General features: G+C 66.4%; 10 protein-coding genes. All 10 read left to right on the top strand.

The window, feature by feature from the left end; all coding sequences use genetic code 11:
- The first annotated feature begins 9 nt into the window (after nt 1-9).
- The gene (locus tag AU175_RS04485; RefSeq protein ID WP_442855273.1) at nt 10-5,706 is read left to right on the top strand and encodes an Ig-like domain-containing protein; all 5,697 of its coding nucleotides are present in this window, start codon (nt 10-12) and stop codon (nt 5,704-5,706) included.
- An 80-nt stretch (nt 5,707-5,786) separates the two neighbouring features.
- Nucleotides 5,787-6,758: an AAA family ATPase gene (locus AU175_RS04480; protein ID WP_066286182.1), complete on the top strand. Its 972-nt coding sequence runs from the start codon at nt 5,787-5,789 to the stop codon at nt 6,756-6,758.
- A gap of 49 nt (nt 6,759-6,807) precedes the next feature.
- A complete protein-coding gene (locus tag AU175_RS04475) occupies nt 6,808-8,139 on the top strand; it encodes a DUF58 domain-containing protein (RefSeq protein WP_066286181.1) in 1,332 nt (443 codons plus the stop codon).
- A complete protein-coding gene (locus AU175_RS04470) occupies nt 8,136-10,727 on the top strand; it encodes a transglutaminase-like domain-containing protein (RefSeq protein WP_066286180.1) in 2,592 nt (863 codons plus the stop codon). Before AU175_RS04475 ends, AU175_RS04470 begins: the two co-directional genes overlap by 4 nt.
- 260 nt (nt 10,728-10,987) lie before the next feature.
- Entirely contained in the window at nt 10,988-12,265 is a 1,278-nt protein-coding gene (locus AU175_RS04465) for an RDD family protein (RefSeq protein ID WP_082979194.1), read from the top strand.
- Nucleotides 12,262-13,182, top strand: coding sequence for a PP2C family protein-serine/threonine phosphatase (locus AU175_RS04460; RefSeq protein WP_066286177.1), 921 nt, complete (start codon nt 12,262-12,264; stop codon nt 13,180-13,182). Before AU175_RS04465 ends, AU175_RS04460 begins: the two co-directional genes overlap by 4 nt.
- Nucleotides 13,169-14,890 (top strand): FHA domain-containing protein, encoded by a 1,722-nt coding sequence (locus AU175_RS04455; RefSeq protein ID WP_066286175.1) that lies wholly within the window; start codon nt 13,169-13,171, stop codon nt 14,888-14,890. The genes AU175_RS04460 and AU175_RS04455 overlap by 14 nt, the downstream gene beginning before the upstream one ends.
- The gene (locus AU175_RS04450; protein WP_066286173.1) at nt 14,887-16,746 is read left to right on the top strand and encodes a serine/threonine-protein kinase; all 1,860 of its coding nucleotides are present in this window, start codon (nt 14,887-14,889) and stop codon (nt 16,744-16,746) included. Before AU175_RS04455 ends, AU175_RS04450 begins: the two co-directional genes overlap by 4 nt.
- Nucleotides 16,747-16,796: 50 nt before the next feature.
- Nucleotides 16,797-17,501: a hypothetical protein gene (locus AU175_RS04445; protein WP_066286172.1), complete on the top strand. Its 705-nt coding sequence runs from the start codon at nt 16,797-16,799 to the stop codon at nt 17,499-17,501.
- On the top strand, nt 17,498-21,943 hold the full coding sequence (locus tag AU175_RS04440; protein WP_066286170.1) for an FtsK/SpoIIIE domain-containing protein: 4,446 nt from the start codon (nt 17,498-17,500) through the stop codon (nt 21,941-21,943). Before AU175_RS04445 ends, AU175_RS04440 begins: the two co-directional genes overlap by 4 nt.
- The last annotated feature ends 73 nt before the right edge of the window (nt 21,944-22,016 follow it).

The raw sequence follows: 22,016 nt of genomic DNA, 5'->3' as shown, positions 1-22,016 counted from the left end.
GTGTGGGCGGTGTCGCCGTCGACGGTGAATGGCTTTGATGAGGAAGCGTCTGAGCCGGTGCTGGTGGGCTCTGAGGGTTTGGTGTCGGCGGTGGGTGCTGATGACCGGATTTATTCGGCGGACCCGAAGACGGGTGCGGTGTCGGTGACAGCCGTGGATGCGAATGGTGTGGTGGTGTCGTCGGAGTCCGGTGTGTGGGGTGAGCTGAAGGGTTCGGGGGATTTGCAGATCACGGTGGTGGGGGACCGGCCGGTGGTTTTGGATGCTGCGGCGGGGAAGCTGTTTTTGCCGGGCGGGAGGCGGCTGCAGCTGGAGAATGCGCGGGATGCGAAGTTGCAGCAGGGTGGTCCGGGCAGTGATTTTGTGGCGATTTCGACGCAGAAGGTGTTGTTGAAGCAGCCGTTGGATGGTTCCACGGCGAAGACGGTGGGCTTTGATGGTGAGGGTGTGCCGGCGGCGCCGGTGCAGCTGGGCGGGTGTGTGCATGCGGCGTGGTCGGGGGCGAACAAGTATGTCCGTGACTGTGTTAATGATGCTGATGACAGGAACGTTGAGGTGCCCAAGGCGAGTGCGTCGCCGTCGTATGTTTTCCGGGTGAACCGGGCCCTGGTGGTTTTGAATGATGTGAATTCCGGGAATGTGTGGCTGGTGAACCAGAACATGCAGCTCGTGAACAACTGGGACGACGTCATCCCGCCGAAGAACGAATCGGACGAGCAGGACCAGGAATCTGCCGACAACAACACCATCAACGTTCTCCCGGACCGCACCAAGCCCAACCGGCCGCCGGAGACGAAACCGGACGCCGTGGGGGTCCGGCCAGGACGCACTACCGTCCTCAGCGTCTTGGACAACGATTCAGATCCCGACGGCGATGTCCTGACTGCCGCCGTCGGCAACGCGGGGCCCAAGGCCGGGAGCCTTGAAAGCATCTACGGCGGTACCGCCTTCCAGGTCTCGGTGCCGGCGGACGCGCAGCCGGGCACCGAAACATTCGACTACAACGCCGCTGACGGCCGCGGACTCTCCGCGGGCGGCCAGGTGACGATCAGCGTGGTGGGCCCGGAGGAAAACCGTCCGCCCCAGTTCAAGCGCGGCGGTGACGCCACCACCATGCTCGTGGAACAGGGCAAGACCGTCAGCCAGAACATCCTCACGGACTGGATCGATCCCGACGGCGACGACCTGGTCCTCATGGACGCCAAGGCGGACAACGACCAGGACCAAGTCAAGGTCCGCCGCGACGGCCTGCTGACCTTCCAGGATTCCGGCGCCACGGCCGGCAAGAAGAACGTCACCGTGACCATCTGGGACGGCCGTGCCACAGTCACCGGCAAGGTCGTGGTCAACGTCCAGCCGCCGGGTGCACTGGCCCCCGTTGTCAACGCCGACCACGTCACCGCGGTGGTGGGCCAGGACCTGGTGATCGCGCCCCTGAAGAACGACGTCGACCCCAACGGCGGTGCTCTCCGGCTGGCCCAGGTGGAAGCCAACGGCCCCGCCGAACTGGGCCCCGTGACCGATGGCGGTACCTTTACTTTCCGGAGCACCACTCCCGGACCGGTCTACCTGACCTACATAGCCAGCAATGGCCCGCAGAGCAGCCAGGGGCTCATCCGCGTGGACGTGGAATCCGGCAAGGACACCGGCGACCCCGTTGCCGTGCATGACGTTGCCCTCATGCCGACCGGCGGAAGCGTACTACTGGACCCGCTGGCCAACGACTCGGATCCATCCGGCGGGGTGCTTGTCCTGCAGTCCGTGAAGCTCCCCGACAACATCACTGCCTCCGTCAGCGTCATCAATCACAGCGTCCTGCGCATCACTGACGTCCTGGGCACGAAGGACCCGTTCCTTTTCGAATACACCATGTCCAACGGACGCAAGTCTGCTACCGGCAGCGTCTCTGTTGTCCCGGTTCCGGCTCCCGCCGTCGTCGAAGCCCCGCAGCCGAAGCCGGATGAGGTGAACGTCCGCGTCAACGACGTCGTCACTATTCCCGTCCTGGACAACGACACCCACCCCCAAGGCGAAAAGCTGACCGTGGACCCTGTGCTGCCACAAAGCGTGGAAGAACTGGACGGCAAGAGCTTCGTCTCAGAGAACACCCTGCGTTTCATCGCGGGCTCCCAGCCCAAGACCGTGCGCGCGATTTACAACGCGGTGGATCCCCAGGGGCAAAAGAGCGCCGCCGCCGTGACCATCCACATCCTTCCGCTGGAGGGATCGGAGAATTCCCGCCCCCAGCCGCGGAACCTGACCGCACGCGTAGTAGCTGCCGGGACCGTGCGCATCCCTGTCCCGCTGGACGGTATCGATCCCGACGGCGACTCCGTGCAGCTGACCGGCATCGACAGTACACCCGCGATGGGAACCGCCACCGTGGGCAGCAACTTCATCGACTTCACCGCTGCCGGCGACGGTGCGGGGACGGATACCTTCCGTTACAAGGTGGTGGACCGCCAGGGCGCGGTCAACACCGGTACTGTCACTGTTGGCATTGCCCCGCGCGGCGAGACCAACCAGAACCCCACGCCGGTGGACGACGAAGTCAAGGTCCGTCCCGGCCGCCAGATCGCCGTCGACGCCACAGGCAACGACACTGACCCTGACGGCGACCTCATCCGCATCCTCTCCGACGGCATCGAAGCCGATGACGCCCTCCAGGCAACTGTCAGCAAGACCAGCGGGCGCATTATCCTGCTTGCGCCCGGGGCCGCCGGGACAGTCAACGTCCGCTACACCATCGCCGACGACCGCGGCGCAACAGCCCAGGCCACCATCCGCGTCGTGGTGGACAACGAGGTCCCGCTGCAGGCCCCCATTGCCCGGGACGACCGCGTGACCTCTGCCCAGACCATGGGCAAGACGGCCGTAGACGTGCCGGTCCTGAAAAACGACGAAGATCCGGACGGCGTGGGCGAGAACCTGTTGGTCAGCACGGAGGCCACCACAGCACGTCCAGGCGCTGACGGCAACATGATTGTGGACCTGACCGAGGAGCCGCAACTGATTCCCTACACTGTGGAGGATGTGGACGGCCAGAAGTCCACCGCCATCATCTGGGTGCCGGGCATCGGCCAGCAGGTCCCCACCCTCGCGAAGGACGAAGTGATTGAGGTCATTGCCGGCCAGTCCGTCACGGTTGACCTGAACGAATGGGTCAAAGTCCGGGAGGGCCGCTCCCCCCGGATCACCCAGACAGACCGGATCAAACTCATCGGCGCCGATGGCGGCGACCCCACGGCAGGCAGCGCGACATCGCTCAAATACACCGCGGGCACAGACTACGTGGGACCCGGCTCGCTCAGCTTCGAAGTGACCGACGGCACCGGCCCGGACGATCCCGAAGGCCTGAAGTCCACCCTCAGCATCCGCACCAAAGTCCTGCCCGATCCCAACCGCAACAACCCGCCTACCCTGCTGGGTGCCACCGTTGACGTGCCGAAGGGGGACAGCGCCAGCATCGACCTCGGCAAGCTGACCGCCGACCCGGACCGCGACGACCTGGAAAACATGAAGTACGAAATCGTGGGAGGAGCGCTCTCCGGTTTCAGCACAACCGTCGAGGGCAAGAGCCTGAAGGCGTCCGCTGCCGACTCCAGCGTTACCGGTGCTGCGGCCGCCGTTCAGGTCAAGGCCCGGGACCCGCGTGGCCTCGAGGCAACAGCCACGTTCCAGTTGGCGGTGACGGCTTCCAACCGGCCCAAGCCGGTGGCCAACGATGACCTCGAGCCCAACGCGGCCGCCGGGAAGCCGGTCACCGTGAACGTCTTGGCCAACGATTCCAACCCGTTCCCCGAGACAGCCCTGAAGATCATCTCGGCTACCACCGAGACAGGAAATGGCAACGTGGAAGTGTCCGGTGATTCCGTGGTGGTAACACCGGCTCCGGGATTCTCCGGCTCCATGGTGGTTTCGTACACGGTTGCGGACAAGACGCAAGATACGTCCAGGCAGGCTACAGCCCGCATCCGGCTCACGGTCAAGGACAAGCCGTTGGCACCCACCACGCCCCAGGCGCAGAGCGTTGGCGACCAGACGGCACTGCTGAACTGGTCCGCCCCGGCTGACCGCGGTTCCCCCATCACCAAGTACACGGTGTACGGCGAGTCCGGCTTCAGGCAGGACTGCCCTGCCAATACCTGCACTCTGAACGGGCTGGTCAACAACACGAAATACCACTTCGAGGTGACGGCGACGAACGAGTTTGGCGAATCGGACCGGTCTCCAGCCTCCGCCGAGATCCGTCCGGACGTCAGGCCGGACACTCCGCTTGCGCCCGCCCTCAAGTTCGGTGACAAGCAGCTCTCCGTGAGCTGGGCGGCTCCTGCCAGCAAGGGCTCGCCCATCAAGTCCTACGACCTGGAGATTTCGCCCGCACCGCCGGGACAGAACGCCCAGATCCAGAACCTGACCGCTGTCAGCTACGTCTGGAAGGGCCTCCAGAACGGCGTGTCCTATAAGGTCCGCGTCCTGGCCCGCAACGACGCCAAGGATCCGTCCGAGTGGAGTACATACTCCGCCGCCGAGATTCCCGCCGGAGTTCCGGCCACGCCGGGGGCGCCCACGGCTTCAGAGGCAGGTGCCGTGGGCTCCCAAAGCCAGCTGAAGGTCAGCTGGGCTGCGCCGGACAACAACGGCGATGCGGTCTCGTCCTACACCCTCACCACCCTGCGGGGCGGAGCTGTGGTGGCAACCCAGCCGGTTGCCGGGGCTACGACGCAGAACGTCACCGTGGACAATTCCGAAGCGGGCTACACGTTCACGGTGTCGGCCACCAACAAGGCGGGCACGTCCGGCACCAGCGCGCAGTCCGCGGCCGTCCGTGCCGTGGGAAAGCCAGGCATGGTGAGCCAACCGACAGCAACCCTGATGGACACCGGCGGCGATGGTGGAAAGATCGACGTCAGGTTCACTCCGCTGACCGATGCCCAGCGCAACGGGTCGGCCGCCAGCGAAATCACCTACAAATACAGCCTGACCTCCGGCGGCAGCAGCGGAAACATCAACGCAGGGGGCGGAACCGTTGCAGCAGCCAACGGCACCGATACGGCAGTTGTCGTCTGGGCAGTCTCGTCCCGCAGTACCACTGCCGGGGACGCCAGCCCTGCCTCGAACAGCGTCAATCCTTACGGCCTGGCCTTCGCTCCGACGGTTACCGGAAGCAAGAGCAGCGGCGTCGGCGACAAGACGGTCTCATGGACCTGGAACCAGCCGAACGGCAACGGCCGGGCAGTCACCGGCTACCAGTACAGCGTCGACGGCGGTGGCTGGCAGGACACCACACAGCGATCATTCTCCAAGACGGTCGGTTACAGCGAGACAGTGGAACTCAGGGTGCGCGCCATCAGCGCCAACCAGCCCGGCCGGATCGGGAGGGATACCTCGCGCAGCGGTGCTGAGCCGCCGCCACCGCCTCCCCCCGGTCCACAGACGTGGGGGGCAGTGGTCAACGTCAACAGCTGCCTCGAGAAGGCAAAAGGCAGTGGTGACCACTGGAACGGTGATTCCTGTTCCTCATACAAGATGCCGCAAGGGTCCAATCTGCGGCTTGAATGCTACCGGGATGGCTGGGGATCCAGCCGTTGGTATTACATCTACAGCAAAGACGGCAGCCGATGGACGCATGAGTACCGGTTCATCCGGGCCGACACAGTCAATGGCTCATTTGGCGGCATGAGCAGCTGCCCGGGCAGCTATTAGGCCCTGGCCGCTTGAGCGAATTCTCCCAATCGAGTCATCGCTCCCCAGACACCAACCACAACAAGAAGAGGATCCACTTCATGACCATGACCACCGAGCAGGCCGAATGGTTTGCAGGCACCTTCGAAAAGCTCGTTGCCAATGTTGGGCAGGCGGTCCTGGGCAAGGAACACGTCATCCGTCTGACCTTCACGGCGATGCTCGCCGAGGGCCACGTATTGTTCGAGGACGCTCCCGGCACCGGCAAGACCTCACTGGCGCGTGCCCTGGCCGCCACTGTGCAGGGATCCAACAACCGCATCCAGTTCACCCCCGACCTGCTGCCGTCGGACGTGACCGGCGTGACCATCTACGACCAGAAGACGCAGAAGTTCGAGTTCCACAAGGGGCCGATCTTCAACAACATCGTCCTGGCTGACGAGATCAACCGTGCCTCGCCGAAGACCCAGTCGGCGCTGCTGGAAGTCATGGAGGAATCCAGGGTCACCGTGGACGGCGTTACCTACGAGGCCGGCCGGCCGTTCATGGTCATGGCCACGCAGAACCCCATCGAGCAGGCCGGTACCTACCGGCTGCCCGAGGCGCAGCTGGACCGCTTCCTAATCAAGACCTCCATCGGCTACCCGGACCACGCCTCAACGGTCCGGCTGCTGGGCGGCGCCAACCTGAAGGACCGCTCCAAGGAAATCTCCGCGGTGATCACCACCCAGGCCGTGGCGGATATGGCCGACCTCGCGGCCACCGTCCATGTGGACACCGCCGTGCTCGAATACATCTCCCGGCTCTGCGAGGAAACCCGCAACGCGCCTGAGACCCGGCTCGGTGTCTCCGTGCGTGGCGCTATCGCCATGGTCCGCGCCGCAAAGGTCTGGGCTGCAGGCCAGGGAAGGAACTTCGTCCTGCCGGACGACGTCAAGGAACTCGCCCCGGTCGTGTGGACGCACCGGTTTGTCATGGACCCTGAAGCCGAGTTCTCCGGCGCCACGGCCGAGGCTGTGCTGACCCGCGTCCTGGCCGACGTCGCCGCCCCGCAGCAACGCGCCACCGCCTGACGGTTCCAGGACCCCACGACCACCACCCAGCGCAAACAAAGGCACATCTATGTCCAGCAGCACACCGTTGACCCGGCTTGCTGAGCGTCTCCGGCTACTTCTCCGCCGGAACGGCAAGCCCACAGGGCTGCACCCCCCGGCTTTATGGGCCGAGGCCACCAGTACGGCCGTTCTGGCCCTCGCCCCGGCCTGGCAGAAAGCCCGGGGCTTGTGGCTCCGTTATGTGTGGCCGGTGCTGTCAGTGGTAAGCGTCCTGGGTTGGTCCATCCTTGGCGCCTCCATCCTGCTGTGGGCTTCCGGCCAGGCTTTCGGCTGGCAGGAAGCCAAAGCGGCGGCTATCGCGGCGTTTGTGCTCTTCCTCATCGCTGTCGGCTTCATCCTGGGCCGGTCGTCCTACGGTGTGGTCCTGGACCTCGCCCGTACCCGCGTCGCGGTGGGGGACAGCGCAGTGGGCAGCATTGCGGTTTCCAATACCTCCGCCCGTCCGCTGTTGCCGGCCGCCCTGGAGCTGCCCGTCGGTGCCGCCACGGCCGTTTTCCACCTCCCGAGAATGAAGCCCCAGCAGGTCCACGAGGACCTCTTCACCATTCCCACGGCGCGCCGAGCCGTCATCGTGGTAGGCCCTGTCCGGTCCGTCCGGGCGGACCCGCTGCACCTGCTGCGCCGGCAGGTGCTGTGGACTGAGCCGGAGGACCTTTACGTCCATCCCCGGACTGTTGCCCTGGCAGGTTCCGCCGCAGGGTTTATCCGAGACCTCGAAGGCATGCCCACCACGGACCTGTCCAGCGCCGACGTATCGTTCCACGCCCTGCGGGACTACGTGCCGGGGGATGACAGGCGGCACATCCACTGGAAGACCACGGCCCGGACCAACAAGCTGATGGTCCGGCAGTTCGAGGAGACCCGCCGCGCCCACCTGGCGGTTTCACTGTCCATCAACACGGACGAGTACGCCTCCGAACAGGAATTCGAGATGGCCATCTCGGCGGCCGCCTCGATCGGCCGCCAGGCCATCCGGGAGCAGCGCGAGCTGGACGTCCTGACCCAGAAGGGGCCGCTGCGCTGCGAAACCGGGCGCAACATGCTGGACGACATGACCAGGATTGTCGGGGCACCCATGCGCCGCACCGCCGTCGACCTTGCGCGGTCCCTCGCAGACACGGTCCCCAACGCCTCGGTGGTGTTCTTTGTGGTGGGAAGCAACGTCACGCCCACCCAGCTCCGCTCGGCCGCCGCCTCCGTCGCCCCCGGAGTGCGCAGCCTTGCGGTGCGGCTCCAGACCGGCGCCGCACCGTCCCGTGCCAACATCGCGGACCTGACCGTGCTGACGCTGGGTGACCTTGCCGACCTCGCCATCGTCCTGAGAAAGGCGGCCGCATGAGCTCCGCATCGGACCTCCGCCCGCGGACCCCACGGCAGCAGCGCCAGCAGCAACAGCAGCAGTCAGCGTTCGCGGACGGGCAGCCGTCCTGGCACTTTATGGTCGACGCCGGTGCGCTCACCGTCCTGCTCGGGCTGGGTGTGCTGGGCTTCAGCCTCAGCTTCGGAGGGGACGCCTACTATCTCATTTCCGGGTTCGGCGGCATCATCGTGGGCCTCGCCCTCGCCGCCGCCAATTCCCACCTCCGGCTTGGCCTGCTGATCACCACAGCACTGGCACTGGGCGCCTACCTTGTCCTGGGAACCGTGCTGGCCGTGCCGGATGCGGCCATCGCGGGCTTCGTCCCCAGCCTGGACTCCCTGCGGACACTCCTCCTGGGCGTTGTGTTCGCCTGGAAGGACATGCTGACCGTGGGTGTGCCGGTAGGTACGGCCGGGGGAGTGCTCATTGTCCCGTTCCTCAGCTCACTGATCACCGCATTGGTGGCCGGAATCCTCACCTGGCGGGCCAAGGCACCCTACTGGCCGCTGCTCCCGGTGCTTGCCCTCTTTGTGACAGGCATAGCCTTCAGCACCAATGCCGCCTTCCTTACCGTGGAGCGTGGGATCGCCCTGACGGTCTTTGCGATCACGTGGGCCACGTTCCGCCGCGATGCCCTGCGCCGCAGCGACACGCGGAAAGTCTCCGTCAACCGCCCGCAAAGCGACGCCGGCACGGCCCAGCGTGCCAAAATCCGCAGGCTCGGTACGGCGGCGGCGGTCATCGCCGCCAGCGTGGCGGTCACGGCAATTGCCGCGCCCCTGGTCACCGCCAGTGATGACCGGAAAGTGCTCCGCAACGTGGTGGTTCCGCCGTTTGACCCCAAGGACTACATCACGCCGCTTGCAAGCTTCCGGACCTTCGTCAAGGACAAGAAGGACGACACACTGTTTGTGGTCAAGGGCCTGCCGCGGGACGGCCGCGTGCGGCTGGGGGCGCTTGACGCGTTCAACGGCACCAACTACAACATGGATCCCAACGGCTCCGGCAGTTTCAGCAAGGTGGGGGACACCAAGTCCATCAACACGCTCGCCGACACTTCAGGCGTTGTGCCCACCAACGACTACTCAATAGACATCACCATCGAGGACTACCAGGGCTACTTCGTTCCCGGCGGCCGCAAAACAACGGGCCTGAGCTTTGACCAGAGCGCGTCAGCGGCTGCCTCGGGCCTGTACTTCAATTCGGGCACCGACACCGCAGTGACCACGAAGGGACTTTCCAAGGGTGACTCCTACAGTGTCCAGGTATCCGACCCGGTCAAGCTGGAGCACGGCCAGCTGACGCAATACGACTTCGCCAAAGTTACCCTGCCGGACGCCTTGGAGGTGCCACCGGTGGTCGGCTCGCAGGCCAACGACCTCTCGGCCGATGCACCCACGGCGATCGACCGCGTCCGCCAGATTGAGGCCCACTTCCAGAAGACCGGGGCCTTCAGTAACGGGCTGGTCACCGAAGGCCAGCTGCCCAGCGTCTCCGGGCACAGCTCGTCCCGGATCAGGAACCTCCTGACCGCCAAGCAGATGCTGGGCGATGACGAACAGTATGCCGTCTCCATGTCGCTGATGCTCCGCCACCTGGGGATCCCCTCGCGGGTGGTCATGGGCTTCTACCCCGATCCAACCAGCCCGGAGAACGGTGCCGGCGAGGTGAAGATCACAGGCAAGGATGTCCACGCCTGGGTGGAAGTCGCCTTCGACCGCGTGGGTTGGGTCAGCTTTGATCCGACACCGCCCAAGGACAACATTCCCATCCCGCCGGACCCGGAAAACAGGTCCAAGCCGAAGCCCCAGGTGCTTCAGCCGCCGCCGCCCCCGCAGGAACCGGCAGACCTGCCGCCGGACTCCTCCCCGGACGCGCTGGATGCGGACCAGAAGAAGAACAACCCGTGGCTGTTCTGGGGGGCCCTCCTCGGCGCCCTGGGGATTGCATTGATTCCGGTGTCTGTCCTGGCCTTGCCGCTGCTGCTCATCGCCCTGCTCAAGTCACGACGGCGGAAGTCCCGCTTCACGGATGGCCACCCGGCGCAGCGCGTCGGCGGGGGCTGGAACGAGGTGCTGAGCCTGGCGACGGACATGGGAGCCGGGATCGACACCCGCGCCACCCGTCGGGAAAGCGCTGCGGTCGTCGCCGTCGCCTTCCCCACGACAGGGACCACCACCACCATGCTGGCCCGCCGGGCGGATGCCTCGATCTTCGGCGCCGGGCAGCCCAGTGAGGAGGAGGTCAAGGAGTACTGGACCATTGTGGACGGCTCCCTCAAGGAAATGACGGCGACCGTGGGCTTCTGGCGACGCCAGCGGGCCAGGTTCTCGCCCAGGTCCCTGCTGGCGGACGGGCGGGCCGCCCTGAAACTGCGCAGCACCGGCCTGGGTCTGGCCTCGCTGCGGCGTCCCGGTTCCGCCGCTCCCCAGCCCGGGTCCGCTGCAGCGCAACCGGCCGAAGGTAGGGTGGAGAGCGGTCCGGTGGCACCTCCCGCACGCCCCTCCGAACCTGATGATTCCACCGTTCTGCGGAACCCTGGCAGGAAGAACCACACCGAACCATGACGCAAGACTCCGAGCGCTGCCAGCGCTGCCAGCAGCTGATCCGCGCCGGGGCCACGTTCTGCACCGCGTGCGGTGCCCCGCTGCCCAACAGGGCTGCCCGGAACGCACGCAACCTCGACCACGCGCAGCAGGCATTAATGGACCGTTCCGCTGAGCATGCGGCCGCGATTCCCGGTACTATCCCGGTAGTACAACGGGGCCCGGCTGACAGCGGTCCCGGAATGGCGCAGGCCGTCCACGGTCAAGGGGGAGGAACGGGCATGGCAGTGAATCTCGGGCTTGTTCCGGCCACGGCGGGCAAACGGCTGGGGGCTGCCGTGCTGGACTGGCTCGCTCCGTCGGCGGTTCTGGTGGTGGCATTCGCCATCGGATTCGCGGGGGTGACGCGCACCCAAAGCGGTGGATTCATTATCTATGACACCGGGTCCCTGGTCCTGTTTGGCGGCACCGGCCTGGGGCTGACCGTCGCTTACACGTTTGTCCTGCTGGGCATGGAGGGCCGTTCGGGAATCACCATCGGAAACCGGCTCATGGGCATCCGCAGTGCCGACAGCGACGGCTACGCACCGGGCGCGGGAGGAGTGTTCCTCCGCGGCCTTATCACCGGAGCCGGGATCCTGCTGACGGTTGTTGCAGCAGCGATGGTAGTCATCTTCAAGTGGTTCGACGCAGCCCTCTTCATCCTGGCGCCCCTGGCATTGGCAGGTGCCGGCTGGGCGGTGCTTGTGGTGGTGTCCAACACCTGGGACAGGAACGGCAGACTCCGGGGCTGGCACGACACCGCCGCGAAAACCCTTGTCTTTGACGTGAAGGCCGGACGGAACCCCATTGCCACGGGCGGTATCCAGGGACCCTACAGTTTCGCGCCGCTGGACCTGCCGCCCGTGCAGCAGGTTGCCTCTCCCGTGGCCGGCCCAGCCAACACGCCGCAGGTCATCAACGCCCAGGCTCCCCTCAACCCCATCCAGTCGCAGCCCCCGGCGGGGCGGCCGGCTGACCGGGCACCGGACGCCGCTTCCCAGGCCTTCGCTCCGCAGCCGTTCACACCACCCGCTCCCACTGCTGTACCGCCCGCCGCGCCGGCCACGGCAGCCCACCCTGCTCCGGCCGCGTACCCGGCACCTGCGCAGCAGCCCGCCGCAGCCCACCCCGACGACGACCATGACCGCACGCAGATGCGCGGCGGATTCCGTGAGCCGGCCCCGGTGGCCGTCCTGCGGATCAGGCTCGACGACGGCCGGGACTTCCAACTTGACCGGAACGTCCTGGTGGGCCGTAACCCCGTGGGCCAGTCGGGCGAGCAGCACGCCCAGCTGCTGGCCGTGGACGACCCCGGCCGGTCGATCTCCAAAACACACCTCCACGTCCTCACGGACGGCGCGGGCGTATGGGTAACGGACCGGAACTCCACCAACGGCAGCGCCGTCACCACTCCGGACGGCCTGCGAACCCCACTCCAGCCGGGCGTGCCCGCCTTTGTCAGCCCGGGATCCACTGTCCACTTTGGTGACCGCTCCTTCCACCTAGGACAGGCATGAATTCCCAAGCCGCCAGCGTTCCCGCCGCCGCAGGCCACGACTCCGGGCTGAGCCTGAGCTACGGCTACGGAACCGACCGAGGGCTGCGGCGCGAACTCAATGAAGACTCCTTTATTGCTTCCGATCCGGTTTTTGCCGTGGCCGACGGGATGGGAGGCCACGAGGCCGGAGAGATTGCCAGCGGCATGTGCGTCCGCGCCTTGGCTGCCATGCCGCAACTGGCCACCGGTGAACGGAGCGTCACGGCCGCCGTTATCCAGCAGTACCTGATGAAGGCCGACAGCTCGATCCGGGAGGCAACCGGCGCCCGGGCCGGCACAACCCTGACCGGCGCCGTGGTGGTGGAACAGATGGGCATGCCTTACTGGCTTGTCATGAACATCGGTGATTCACGGACCTACCGGCTGAGCCAGGGCCAGTTCGCCCAGGTCAGCGTTGACCACTCCGAGGTCCAGGAACTTGTGGATGCCGGCGAAATAACGCCGGAGCAGGCAACAGTGCACCCGCGCCGGCATGTAGTGACCCGTGCCCTCGGCGCCGGGGATGAGACAGAAGCCGATTACTGGCTGCTCCCGGTGGAGGAGGGGGACCGTATGCTGGTCTGCTCGGACGGGCTCAATGCCGAGCTGTCGGACGAGCACATGTTCCGGATCCTCAGCACTGTGGGCCATCCCCAGGACGCGGTGGATGCGTTAATCCAGGCGGCCCTCCGGAACGGCGGCCGGGACAACGTCACGGTCATCGTGGTGGACGCAAAGAACGTGATGAACGACGGCGGCATCGCCACCACCGCGCCGCGGCCAGGTTCCGACGCGGAGGACGAGATCACGCTGCCGCGGTCCCAGGTCGTGGAGGCGCCCCGGCCGGCAACGGCAGGCGAGGATGAAAGCGGGGAGCCTGCAGATGGCCGCGAATAACTACGTGCCAGGCCCCTGGCATGGCATTGTCCGGTCCCGCACGGCCGTTCTTCTGGGACCTGACACGCCCCCGCAGCTGGTCCACTCCCTGTGGGCGCTGCTGGAAAGCGGCCCCGAAGTCCACGAGCTGCTCCATGCGGTCACCAGCAGCTTTGGTGTGTCGCTGGCCCAAGTTCCGCCCTTCGGGATCGTTGATTTCAAGGACACGCTGCGGGTCTTCCTGCGCGGAGACATCGACCTGACAGTGCAGCTGCCCGGCGGGCCGCTGGAGCTTCACGGCCGTGACGTGACAACGTGGGCCGAGCGGCACCTCGCTGCCCCCGAGTGGTACCGCATCAGCGTTCCGGGCGATGAGACCGCAGGCAAGGCGCTGCCCCTCCAGGAGGGCGTGGTCCTGCTGCAGTCACTGACGGCGGACCTGGACGGCACCGCTGACGCTGCTGCCTTAACGCCGGTTGCAGTGCCTGCGGTAATACTGCCGGTTGCTGAGATGCCTGCGGTTGCAGCGCCCGTTGGTGACGGCCCTGCGGCGGTTGAGGTGCCTGCTGTTGCACCTGTAGCCTTAGCCGCAGCACCGGCAGCGGAGCCGGCAACGCCGGCCGGTAATCCCGGGACTGCTGTGGCATCCGAGCCGGAGCCGGACATGTTTGGGGAACCGTCGCCGGCAGCCGAGGCTGGGGGCGCTCCTTCCACGGATACCCCCGAGCACGGTGCATCGGCCGAAACCGTCATCGGCATCTTGGACGAAGAGTTCGACGACCTTCCCGCCGAAGACCCGGGCGCCGGGACGGCTGAGGAGGCAGTCCTGCATGCCGGCGACGCTGTCGCCCCTGCGGAGGAGGAGCCGCCGTCGGACCAGGCAGTGCCGGCCTCTGAGCAGACCAGCACCTACGATCATCTCTGGGAACGCACAGTGGTCCGCAGCATAGAAGATGCTGCTGTCCGCGACGATCCCGAGGCCCTGATTGGCCACGCCGAGCCAGGAAAACCTGCCGCAGCGCAGGCTGCAGACGTGCCGTCCGCCGACGAAACGCCGTCAACTGTGTTGCAGGCACAGGAACCAGTACCCGCACCGTCTGTGGGACTGATCGATTCGGTGCCGTGGAACACCGGTGGGGGAATTGGGGTGCCCGCGCCGTCCAGTGATGACGGTGACCACGATGGCCAGACCATCATGAAAGGCGACCTCGCCGGGATGGCCGGGCATCCGGTGCCCCCCGCTGCTGGTACGGACGCCTCGGGATCCGCCGGCCCCATGGTGCTGGCGCGGGTCTGCGGGCAGGGCCACGCGAATCCGCCCACCCACGCGCAATGTGCGGTGTGCGGGCAGACTCTGCCGTCCGACGCCGTCCAGGTATCCCGGCCCCGGCTTGGCCGCGTCCGGATTTCCAGCGGGGAGCTCGTGGACCTCGACCAGTCACTGGTGATCGGCCGCCAGCCGTCAGTCTCGCGCGTCCAGGGCGGCGTGATGCCGCGGCTGGTACAGGTCGCCAGCCCCAGCGGCGATATCTCCCGCTCGCATGTGGAGGTGCGTCTTGAGGGCTGGCATGTGATGCTGTGCGACCTGAAGGCCACCAACGGCACCGTCCTGGTCCGGGAAGGCCAGCAGCCCAGGCGCCTGGCCCAGAACGAAATGGCCATCCTGCTGGATGGCGACATCGCAGAACTGGGTGACGGCATTTCGCTGCGCTTTGAGGAGATTCTTTGAGTTCCAAACGGCCCGTTGCGCCGCCGCCCCACATCCCGGGGTTCACCTACATCAGCCTGCTGGGTTCGGGCGGCTTCTCAGACGTCTACCTTTACGAACAGGACCGGCCCCGGCGCAGGGTGGCCGTCAAGGTCCTGCTCTCGGACCTGAAGACGGAGGGCGCGCGCCGCCGCTTCGAGTCCGAGGCAAACCTGATGGCCCAACTGTCCTCGCACCCCTACATCGTGACCATCTACGAGGCCGAGGTTACCGACGCCGGACACTCCTATTTGGCCATGGAGTACTGCTCACGCCCCAGCCTGGACGTGCGGTACAGGAGACAGCGCTTCAGCGTCGACGAGGTGTTGGCGGTGGGCATCCAGGTGGCCTCCGCCGTCGAGACTGCACACCGTGCCGGTATAGCCCACCGGGACATCAAACCCGCCAACATCCTGGTGACCGACTACAACCGGCCGGCGCTTACGGACTTCGGTATTTCCGGAACCCTGGGCGGTTCCGATGCTGATGATGACGCCGGAATGTCCATCCCGTGGTCCCCGCCGGAGCAGTTCACGGACGGCGGTACCGACGGCGTCATGGTGGATGTCTGGGCGCTCGGCGCGACGCTGTACACGCTGCTGGCAGGCAGGTCGCCGTTCGTGATGCCCGGGGCTGACAACTCACAGCGGGAGCTCATTTCACGCATCAGCACCATGTCGCTGCCACGACTTGGCCGTGCGGACGTTCCGGAATCGCTGGAGTTGGCGCTTTCCACGGCCATGGCCAAATCCCCGGCATCCCGATATTCCTCCGCCCACGCCTTCGCCCTGGCCCTGCAACGTATCCAGGCCGAACTGAACCTGTCGGTCACGCCGTTCGAAGTGCTGGAGGAGCCGCACCCCGAGGAGAGCCACCCGGACGACGGCTACGAAGAAACCCGTGTCCGGAGCATAGCGGCCATCGACCCGGAACGGACCGGCAGCGCCCCCACTTTCCCGGCGCGAACCCGGCCGCAGGGCACGGACAGAGCCCCGGCGTCGTATCCGCCTGCCGGCGGGCAGCCTGCCCCACAGTCACAGACCCCGCACCCGCCTGCGGCGGAACCGTCGGCTCTGCAGGCGGTCCCGCTGCAACCCCCGGAGGGGCGGGGAGCACCCGTTCAGCCGCAGGTCCCCGGCAACCTCTTCGCCGGCCCCCAAACCGGTAGCCAGCCGGCCGCTGAGTGGGCACATGCCACCATGCTGCGGGGCGCGGCATCCGACTACGGGACAGCCGTGGGCGCGCAGGATGCCACCATCCAGCGTCCCGGGCTGCTGCCGGCCCGGGCGGGAGGCCAAGGAGGGGAAGCCGGTCCGGGTTCGTCCCGCCGTCGTGAGCCAGAACTTGACGCGACCGTCAGCCGTCCGGCCCGTACTGAGGAACCCGTCGCGGAGCCCGCCCCGGATCACGGCAAGAGGAATCTGTGGCTCGCCGTGTCGGGTGCCACGGTGCTGGTCCTCGCCGTGATCGTGGGGATTGTCCTGGCATCAACCGCCCCTTCCCCGAAAGTCGCGGAAACGGAACAGGCCAGCGCGCCCCCTCCGGACCCTTTGGACAACGGCACCGTGCCGGACGTTGAGCTGCTCCACGGTGTCTCGGATTCCGAAGGAAAATTTACGTTCTACTGGTCCAACCCGCAGCCCAAGGATGGCGACACCTACAAGTGGCGGATCTATCCGCTGGGGGGCGACGGTGAGTTTCAGTCCACTGCCGAAAACCAGGTCCAGGTGGAACCCAACCCGTCGGAGCCCACCTGCATCCAGGTGATTATCGTCCGTTCCGATGGTGCGTCTTCGCCCATGGAACAAGAGTCCATCGCCTGCGCCAGGGCATTTTGACCAGGGAACAAGGGATACACAGATTTACTGCCCTAAAGGAGGCACGGAAAATGGGGGATCTGGCAATAGATTTCTGTGGCGAATGGTATGAACCATCCGACGAGGACGTTTTCAACATCGGCCGCGAAGGCGACCTTGAAGTGGACGACAACCCGTACCTGCACCGGCAATTCCTGCAGGTGGCCCGCTATGACGGGATCTGGTGGCTCAGTAACGTGGGCAGCATGCTCTCGGCCACCGTTGCAGACGGCTCGGGCGGCATGCAGGCCTGGCTCTCGCCGGGAGCCCGCATACCCCTGGTGTTCAGCCACACCAACATCATTTTCACGGCCGGTCCCACAACCTACGAATTCGCCGTCCACCTTAAGACGCCTTCGTTCCGGCAGGAAGCACGCGACGATGACAGCAACGGGGACACCACCATCGGGCCGGTGGTCTTCACCGACTCCCAAAAAGCCCTCATCGTGGCCCTCGCCGAGCCAATGCTCCGCCGCGAGGGAACAGGATTCAGCGCGATCCCGTCCTCGGCGGCCGCAGCCAAAACCCTTGGCTGGGCCCTCACCCGCTTCAACCGGAAACTGGACAATGTCTGCGACAAGCTGGACCGGGTGGGCGTTGTGGGCCTGCGCGGCGGGGGCGGAAAGCTCGCCACCAACAGGCGCGCCAGGCTCGTGGAGCACGCCGTGACATCCCACCTGGTCACCGCTGATGACCTGTACCTGCTTGAAAAAATGAGGGGCGTGGACGAAGGATGAGAATCCGGCTGACGCTCCGCCGGGACCCGGCGGAGACCAAGGATCTCGCCGTCACCGTTGACGGCCTGGCAACAGTGGCGGACATCGCCACCCAGCTCTGGGCGGCGGATCCGGACCGGAAGGGGACTCCGGCGCCGGACAAGCTCTCCCTCCGGATCGATGAGGCGTTTGTGGCCGGCGGGATGCGCGGCAACGTCCTGACCCGCACCGACAACCTCCTCGAATCCGGCCTGCGGCCCGGGTCCGTGGTGTCGCTGACCCAGGTCAGCGAGCACTTCGACGTCCCCGGCGCCAGCCGGGGCCCCGCGGCCGCCACCTTGCGGATCCTTTCGGGTCCCGACGTCGGCCAGGAGTTTTCCCTGCCCTCCGGCACCAGCTACATCGGCCGCGACCGTGACGTGGACATCCGGCTCTCCGACCCCCTCACGTCCAAGCGGCACGCCCGCATCACGGTGGGCGAGAGCATTGAGATCGTGGATACGAACTCGGCAAACGGCCTCCTGATGGACGGGTTGCCGGTCACCCGGGCCACGCTGAACTCCTCAGACACGGTGACCCTGGGCGACACCACCGTGACAGTGGTGCCGCTGGGCCGCAACCATGCGGCAGCACCGACGTCGCCCCTTGTCGATTTCAACCGTTCCCCGCGGGTGGTCCCGCGCTTCGACGCGCCCAAACGCGTCCTGCCTGCCGGACCCAAACGGCCAGACCACCAGCCCTTCCCGTACATCATGCTGCTTGCCCCGCTCATCATGGGCGCGGTCCTGTTCGCCGTCACCCGGAACATGCTTTCGGTGGTTTTTATGGCCATGATGCCGCTGTTCATCGTGGGCCATTACGTGGACCAGAAGATGCAGGCCAAACGTCTGCAGAAGGAACAGCTCAAACATTTCCGGGCCTCCATGGCCGCTTTCCGGCAGGACATCACCGAACTGCAGCATGTGGAACGCGCCGTACGCCTGCAGGAAGCACCCTCCGTCAGCGACACCGTGGACTCCATTTACAAGCTCGGCCCGTTGCTCTGGACGCACCGCCCCGAGCATAAGGGGTTCCTGGGCTTACGGTTCGGACTGGGCACGGCGCCGTCACGCATCATGTTCGAAGAGCCGGCCGACAACGGCACCGAAGTCGAATACATGCGGGAGATCCAGGACTGCATAAGGCAGTTCAAGGACATTGAAGGTGTGCCCGTTGTGTCGCAGCTGCGGACGGCGGGCTCATTCGGTGTCGCAGGCGCCCGTGGCCTGGTTGACGACGTGGCCCGCGGCATGGTCCTGCAGCTGGTGGGCCTCCATTCGCCCGCAGAGGCCGTGGTCACGGCCATCACGTCCGCGCAGTCCAGGGAACGATGGAACTGGCTGCAATGGCTGCCCCACGTCGGGTCTGGCCACAGCCCGCTCAGCGGCGACCACCTGGCCGCCGGCTCGGCCAGCGGCTCGTCGCTCCTGGCCCGTCTGGAAGACCTGCTGGACGCCAGGGAAGCAGCAGCGGGGCGGTCCGGGCCGGACCTGCGCCCGGACATCAACCCTGCCAAGGACGAAGTACCGGGGCCAATGCTGCCGGCCGTACTGGTCATTGTGGAGGACGATGCCCCCGTTGACCGGGGGCGCCTGACCCGCCTCGCGGAACGAGGACCTGATTCGGGCGTCCACGTCATGTGGGTGGCCACCGACATCCAGGCGCTTCCTGCCGCCTGCCGCGACTTCATGGTGGTGGACGGCGACCACGGCACCACCACCGGCCAGGTCCGGCTGGGCCGCCACAGCTACCCTGTGAGCTGCGAAAGCCTGGACGCCGAACTCGCCGGCCAGCTGGCCCGGATGCTTTCCCCGGTGGTGGACGTCGGCAAGCCGATCAGCGATGACTCCGACCTTCCGCGGGCCGTCTCCTATGCCACCCTTATCGGCAAGGACTTCCTGGACAACCCGCAGGCCGTGGCGGAACGCTGGACAGAGAACAACTCCGTCCATGCCACGGCTGTTGCGAACCGCAAGGATAACGGAACACTCCGCGCCCTGGTCGGTTCCAAGGGCGTCGAACCGCTGTACCTGGACCTCAAGAACGAGGGCCCGCACGCACTGGTGGGCGGCACCACCGGTGCCGGAAAGTCCGAGTTCCTGCAGTCCTGGGTCATGGGCATGGCCGCGGCCTACAGCCCGGACCGGGTGAGCTTCCTGTTTGTGGACTACAAGGGCGGCGCCGCGTTCGCCGACTGCCTTCACCTGCCGCACACCGTGGGACTGGTCACGGACCTTTCCCAGCACCTGGTGCGCCGCGCCCTGACCTCCCTCCGGGCCGAGCTCCACTACCGTGAACACCTCCTGAACCGGAAGAAGGCCAAGGACCTGCTCGCCCTCCAGCGCGAAGCCGACCCCGACGCCCCGCCGTACCTGATCATCATCGTGGACGAATTCGCCGCCCTGGCCACCGAGGTTCCCGAATTCGTCGACGGCGTGGTGGACGTCGCAGCCCGCGGGCGGTCCCTTGGCCTGCACCTGATCCTGGCCACGCAGCGCCCCGCCGGAGTGATCAAGGACAGTCTTCGGGCCAACACCAACCTCCGTGTCGCCCTGCGCATGGCGGACGAGGACGACGCCAGCGACATCCTCGGCGTGCCCGATGCTGCGTACTTCGATCCGTCGATCCCGGGCCGTGGCGCCGCCAAGACCGGGCCCGGGCGGATCCAGGGATTCCAAACCGGCTACGCCGGCGGGTGGACCACCGAAAAACCCCAGCGGCCCCAGATCGACATCGTGGAGATGGCGTTCGGATCCGGACCCGCCTGGGACGTCCCCGCGCCGGAAAAACCTGTCCGGGAAGAACCCGCCGGCCCCAACGACATCGCCCGGATGACGGCGAACATTGTCAGGGCCGCTGAATCCCTCGCGATCCGTCCGCCGCGCAAGCCCTGGCTGGACGAACTGGCCAAAACGTACGACTTCTCGAAGCTGCCGAATCCCCGCACGGACGAGCGTCTGCTGCTCGGCGTCGCGGATGATCCCGCCCGCCAGGACCAGCCCACCGTGTTCTACGAACCCGACAAAGACGGCAACATGGCCATCTACGGCACAGGTGGTTCCGGCAAGTCTGCGGCCCTGCGCGGAATCGCCATCGCCGCGGCCGTCACGCCCCGCGGCGGACCGGTCCATGTCTACGGCATCGACTGCGGATCCTCGGGGCTCAAGATGCTTGAGGAGCTGCCGCACGTCGGCGAGGTCATCGGCGGGGACGACGTGGAACGAGTCGGGCGTCTGCTGCGCCTGCTCCGGGACATCGCCGACGAACGTTCCGCCCGGTTCGCCGAGGTCCGGGCCTCCACCATTGTGGAATACCGGAAACTGGCCGGCCGGCCGGACGAAAAGCGGATCTTTGTGCTGGTGGACGGGATGACATCATTCCGTGAAACGTACGAATACAGCCGCCTTTCCGCGTTGTGGGACATCTTCCTGCAACTGGCCACCGACGGCCGTCCCCTGGGCATCCACCTGGTAGTGACCGGTGACCGTCCCAACGCCGTGCCGGCGTCGTTGCTTGCTTCCATCCAGCGCCGCCTGGTCCTGCGCCTGTCCTCGGAGGACGACTACCTGTCCATGGACGTTCCCAAGGACGTCCTCACCAGCAGCTCACCTCCCGGGCGGGGCTTGCTGGGCGGCCACGAAGTCCAGCTCGCAGTGCTGGGAGGCGACTCCAACCTTGCCCTGCAGGCCAGAGAGGTGCACAAACTCAGCGAAGCCATGCTGCGGCAGGGGCTGGACAGGGCCCCCCGGATCCAGCGGCTCCCGGACCAGGTTGACCTGGATGTGCTGCCCGCCGGCAGTCCTGACCTTCCGGTCATCGGCGTCGACGACGAAACGCTGCAGCCCGCCGAAATCATGGCCAAGGGCCCGTTGCTCCTTGCCGGTCCTCCCGGATCAGGCCGGACCGTTGCCCTCGTGACGCTGGCGTATGCGCTCCGGCGCTCAAACCCGGATACCGAACTGGTCTACATCGGCTCCCGCCGGTCCGCCGTCGCTTCGCTGCCCCTCTGGAACCGCTCCGTTGTGGGGGCGGACGACCTTGCCGAAATCATTGAGGACCTGACTGAGCACTCCTCCGGCAACCCCGGCAGGCTGGCCATCTTTATCGAGGGGCTGACGGAGTTCACGGACACGGTGGCGGAATCCGGGGTCGCGCAGCTCGTGACGGCGTCCATCAAGGCCGACCAGTGGGTGATCGGCGAGTCCGAAACGTCCACCTGGTCCTCGGCCTGGTCGCTCTCGCAGCCCTTCAAATCCGGACGCAGGGGACTGCTCGTCAACCCCGGCGACATTGAAGGGGACAGCCTGCTCAACACCTCGCTGGGCCGGGTCAGCCCGGAGTTCATTCCGGGCCGCGGCTACATTGTGGGCCGCGGCAAGGCACGCAAACTCCAGATCGCCCTGCCACCGGAAAACAGGGATTAGAAGGGACCGGAGCAGGCGTGGGGGAGCCCCAAACCCGGGGGATTTGGGGCTCTTCGGCGTGGCATAGCAGACT

It is taken from the genome of Arthrobacter sp. B6 (assembly GCF_001663775.1).
In the GTDB taxonomy this organism is placed as follows: domain Bacteria; phylum Actinomycetota; class Actinomycetes; order Actinomycetales; family Micrococcaceae; genus Arthrobacter.
Note: the sequence above shows the minus strand (reverse complement) of the source record. Positions and strands in the feature narration are given on the sequence as shown.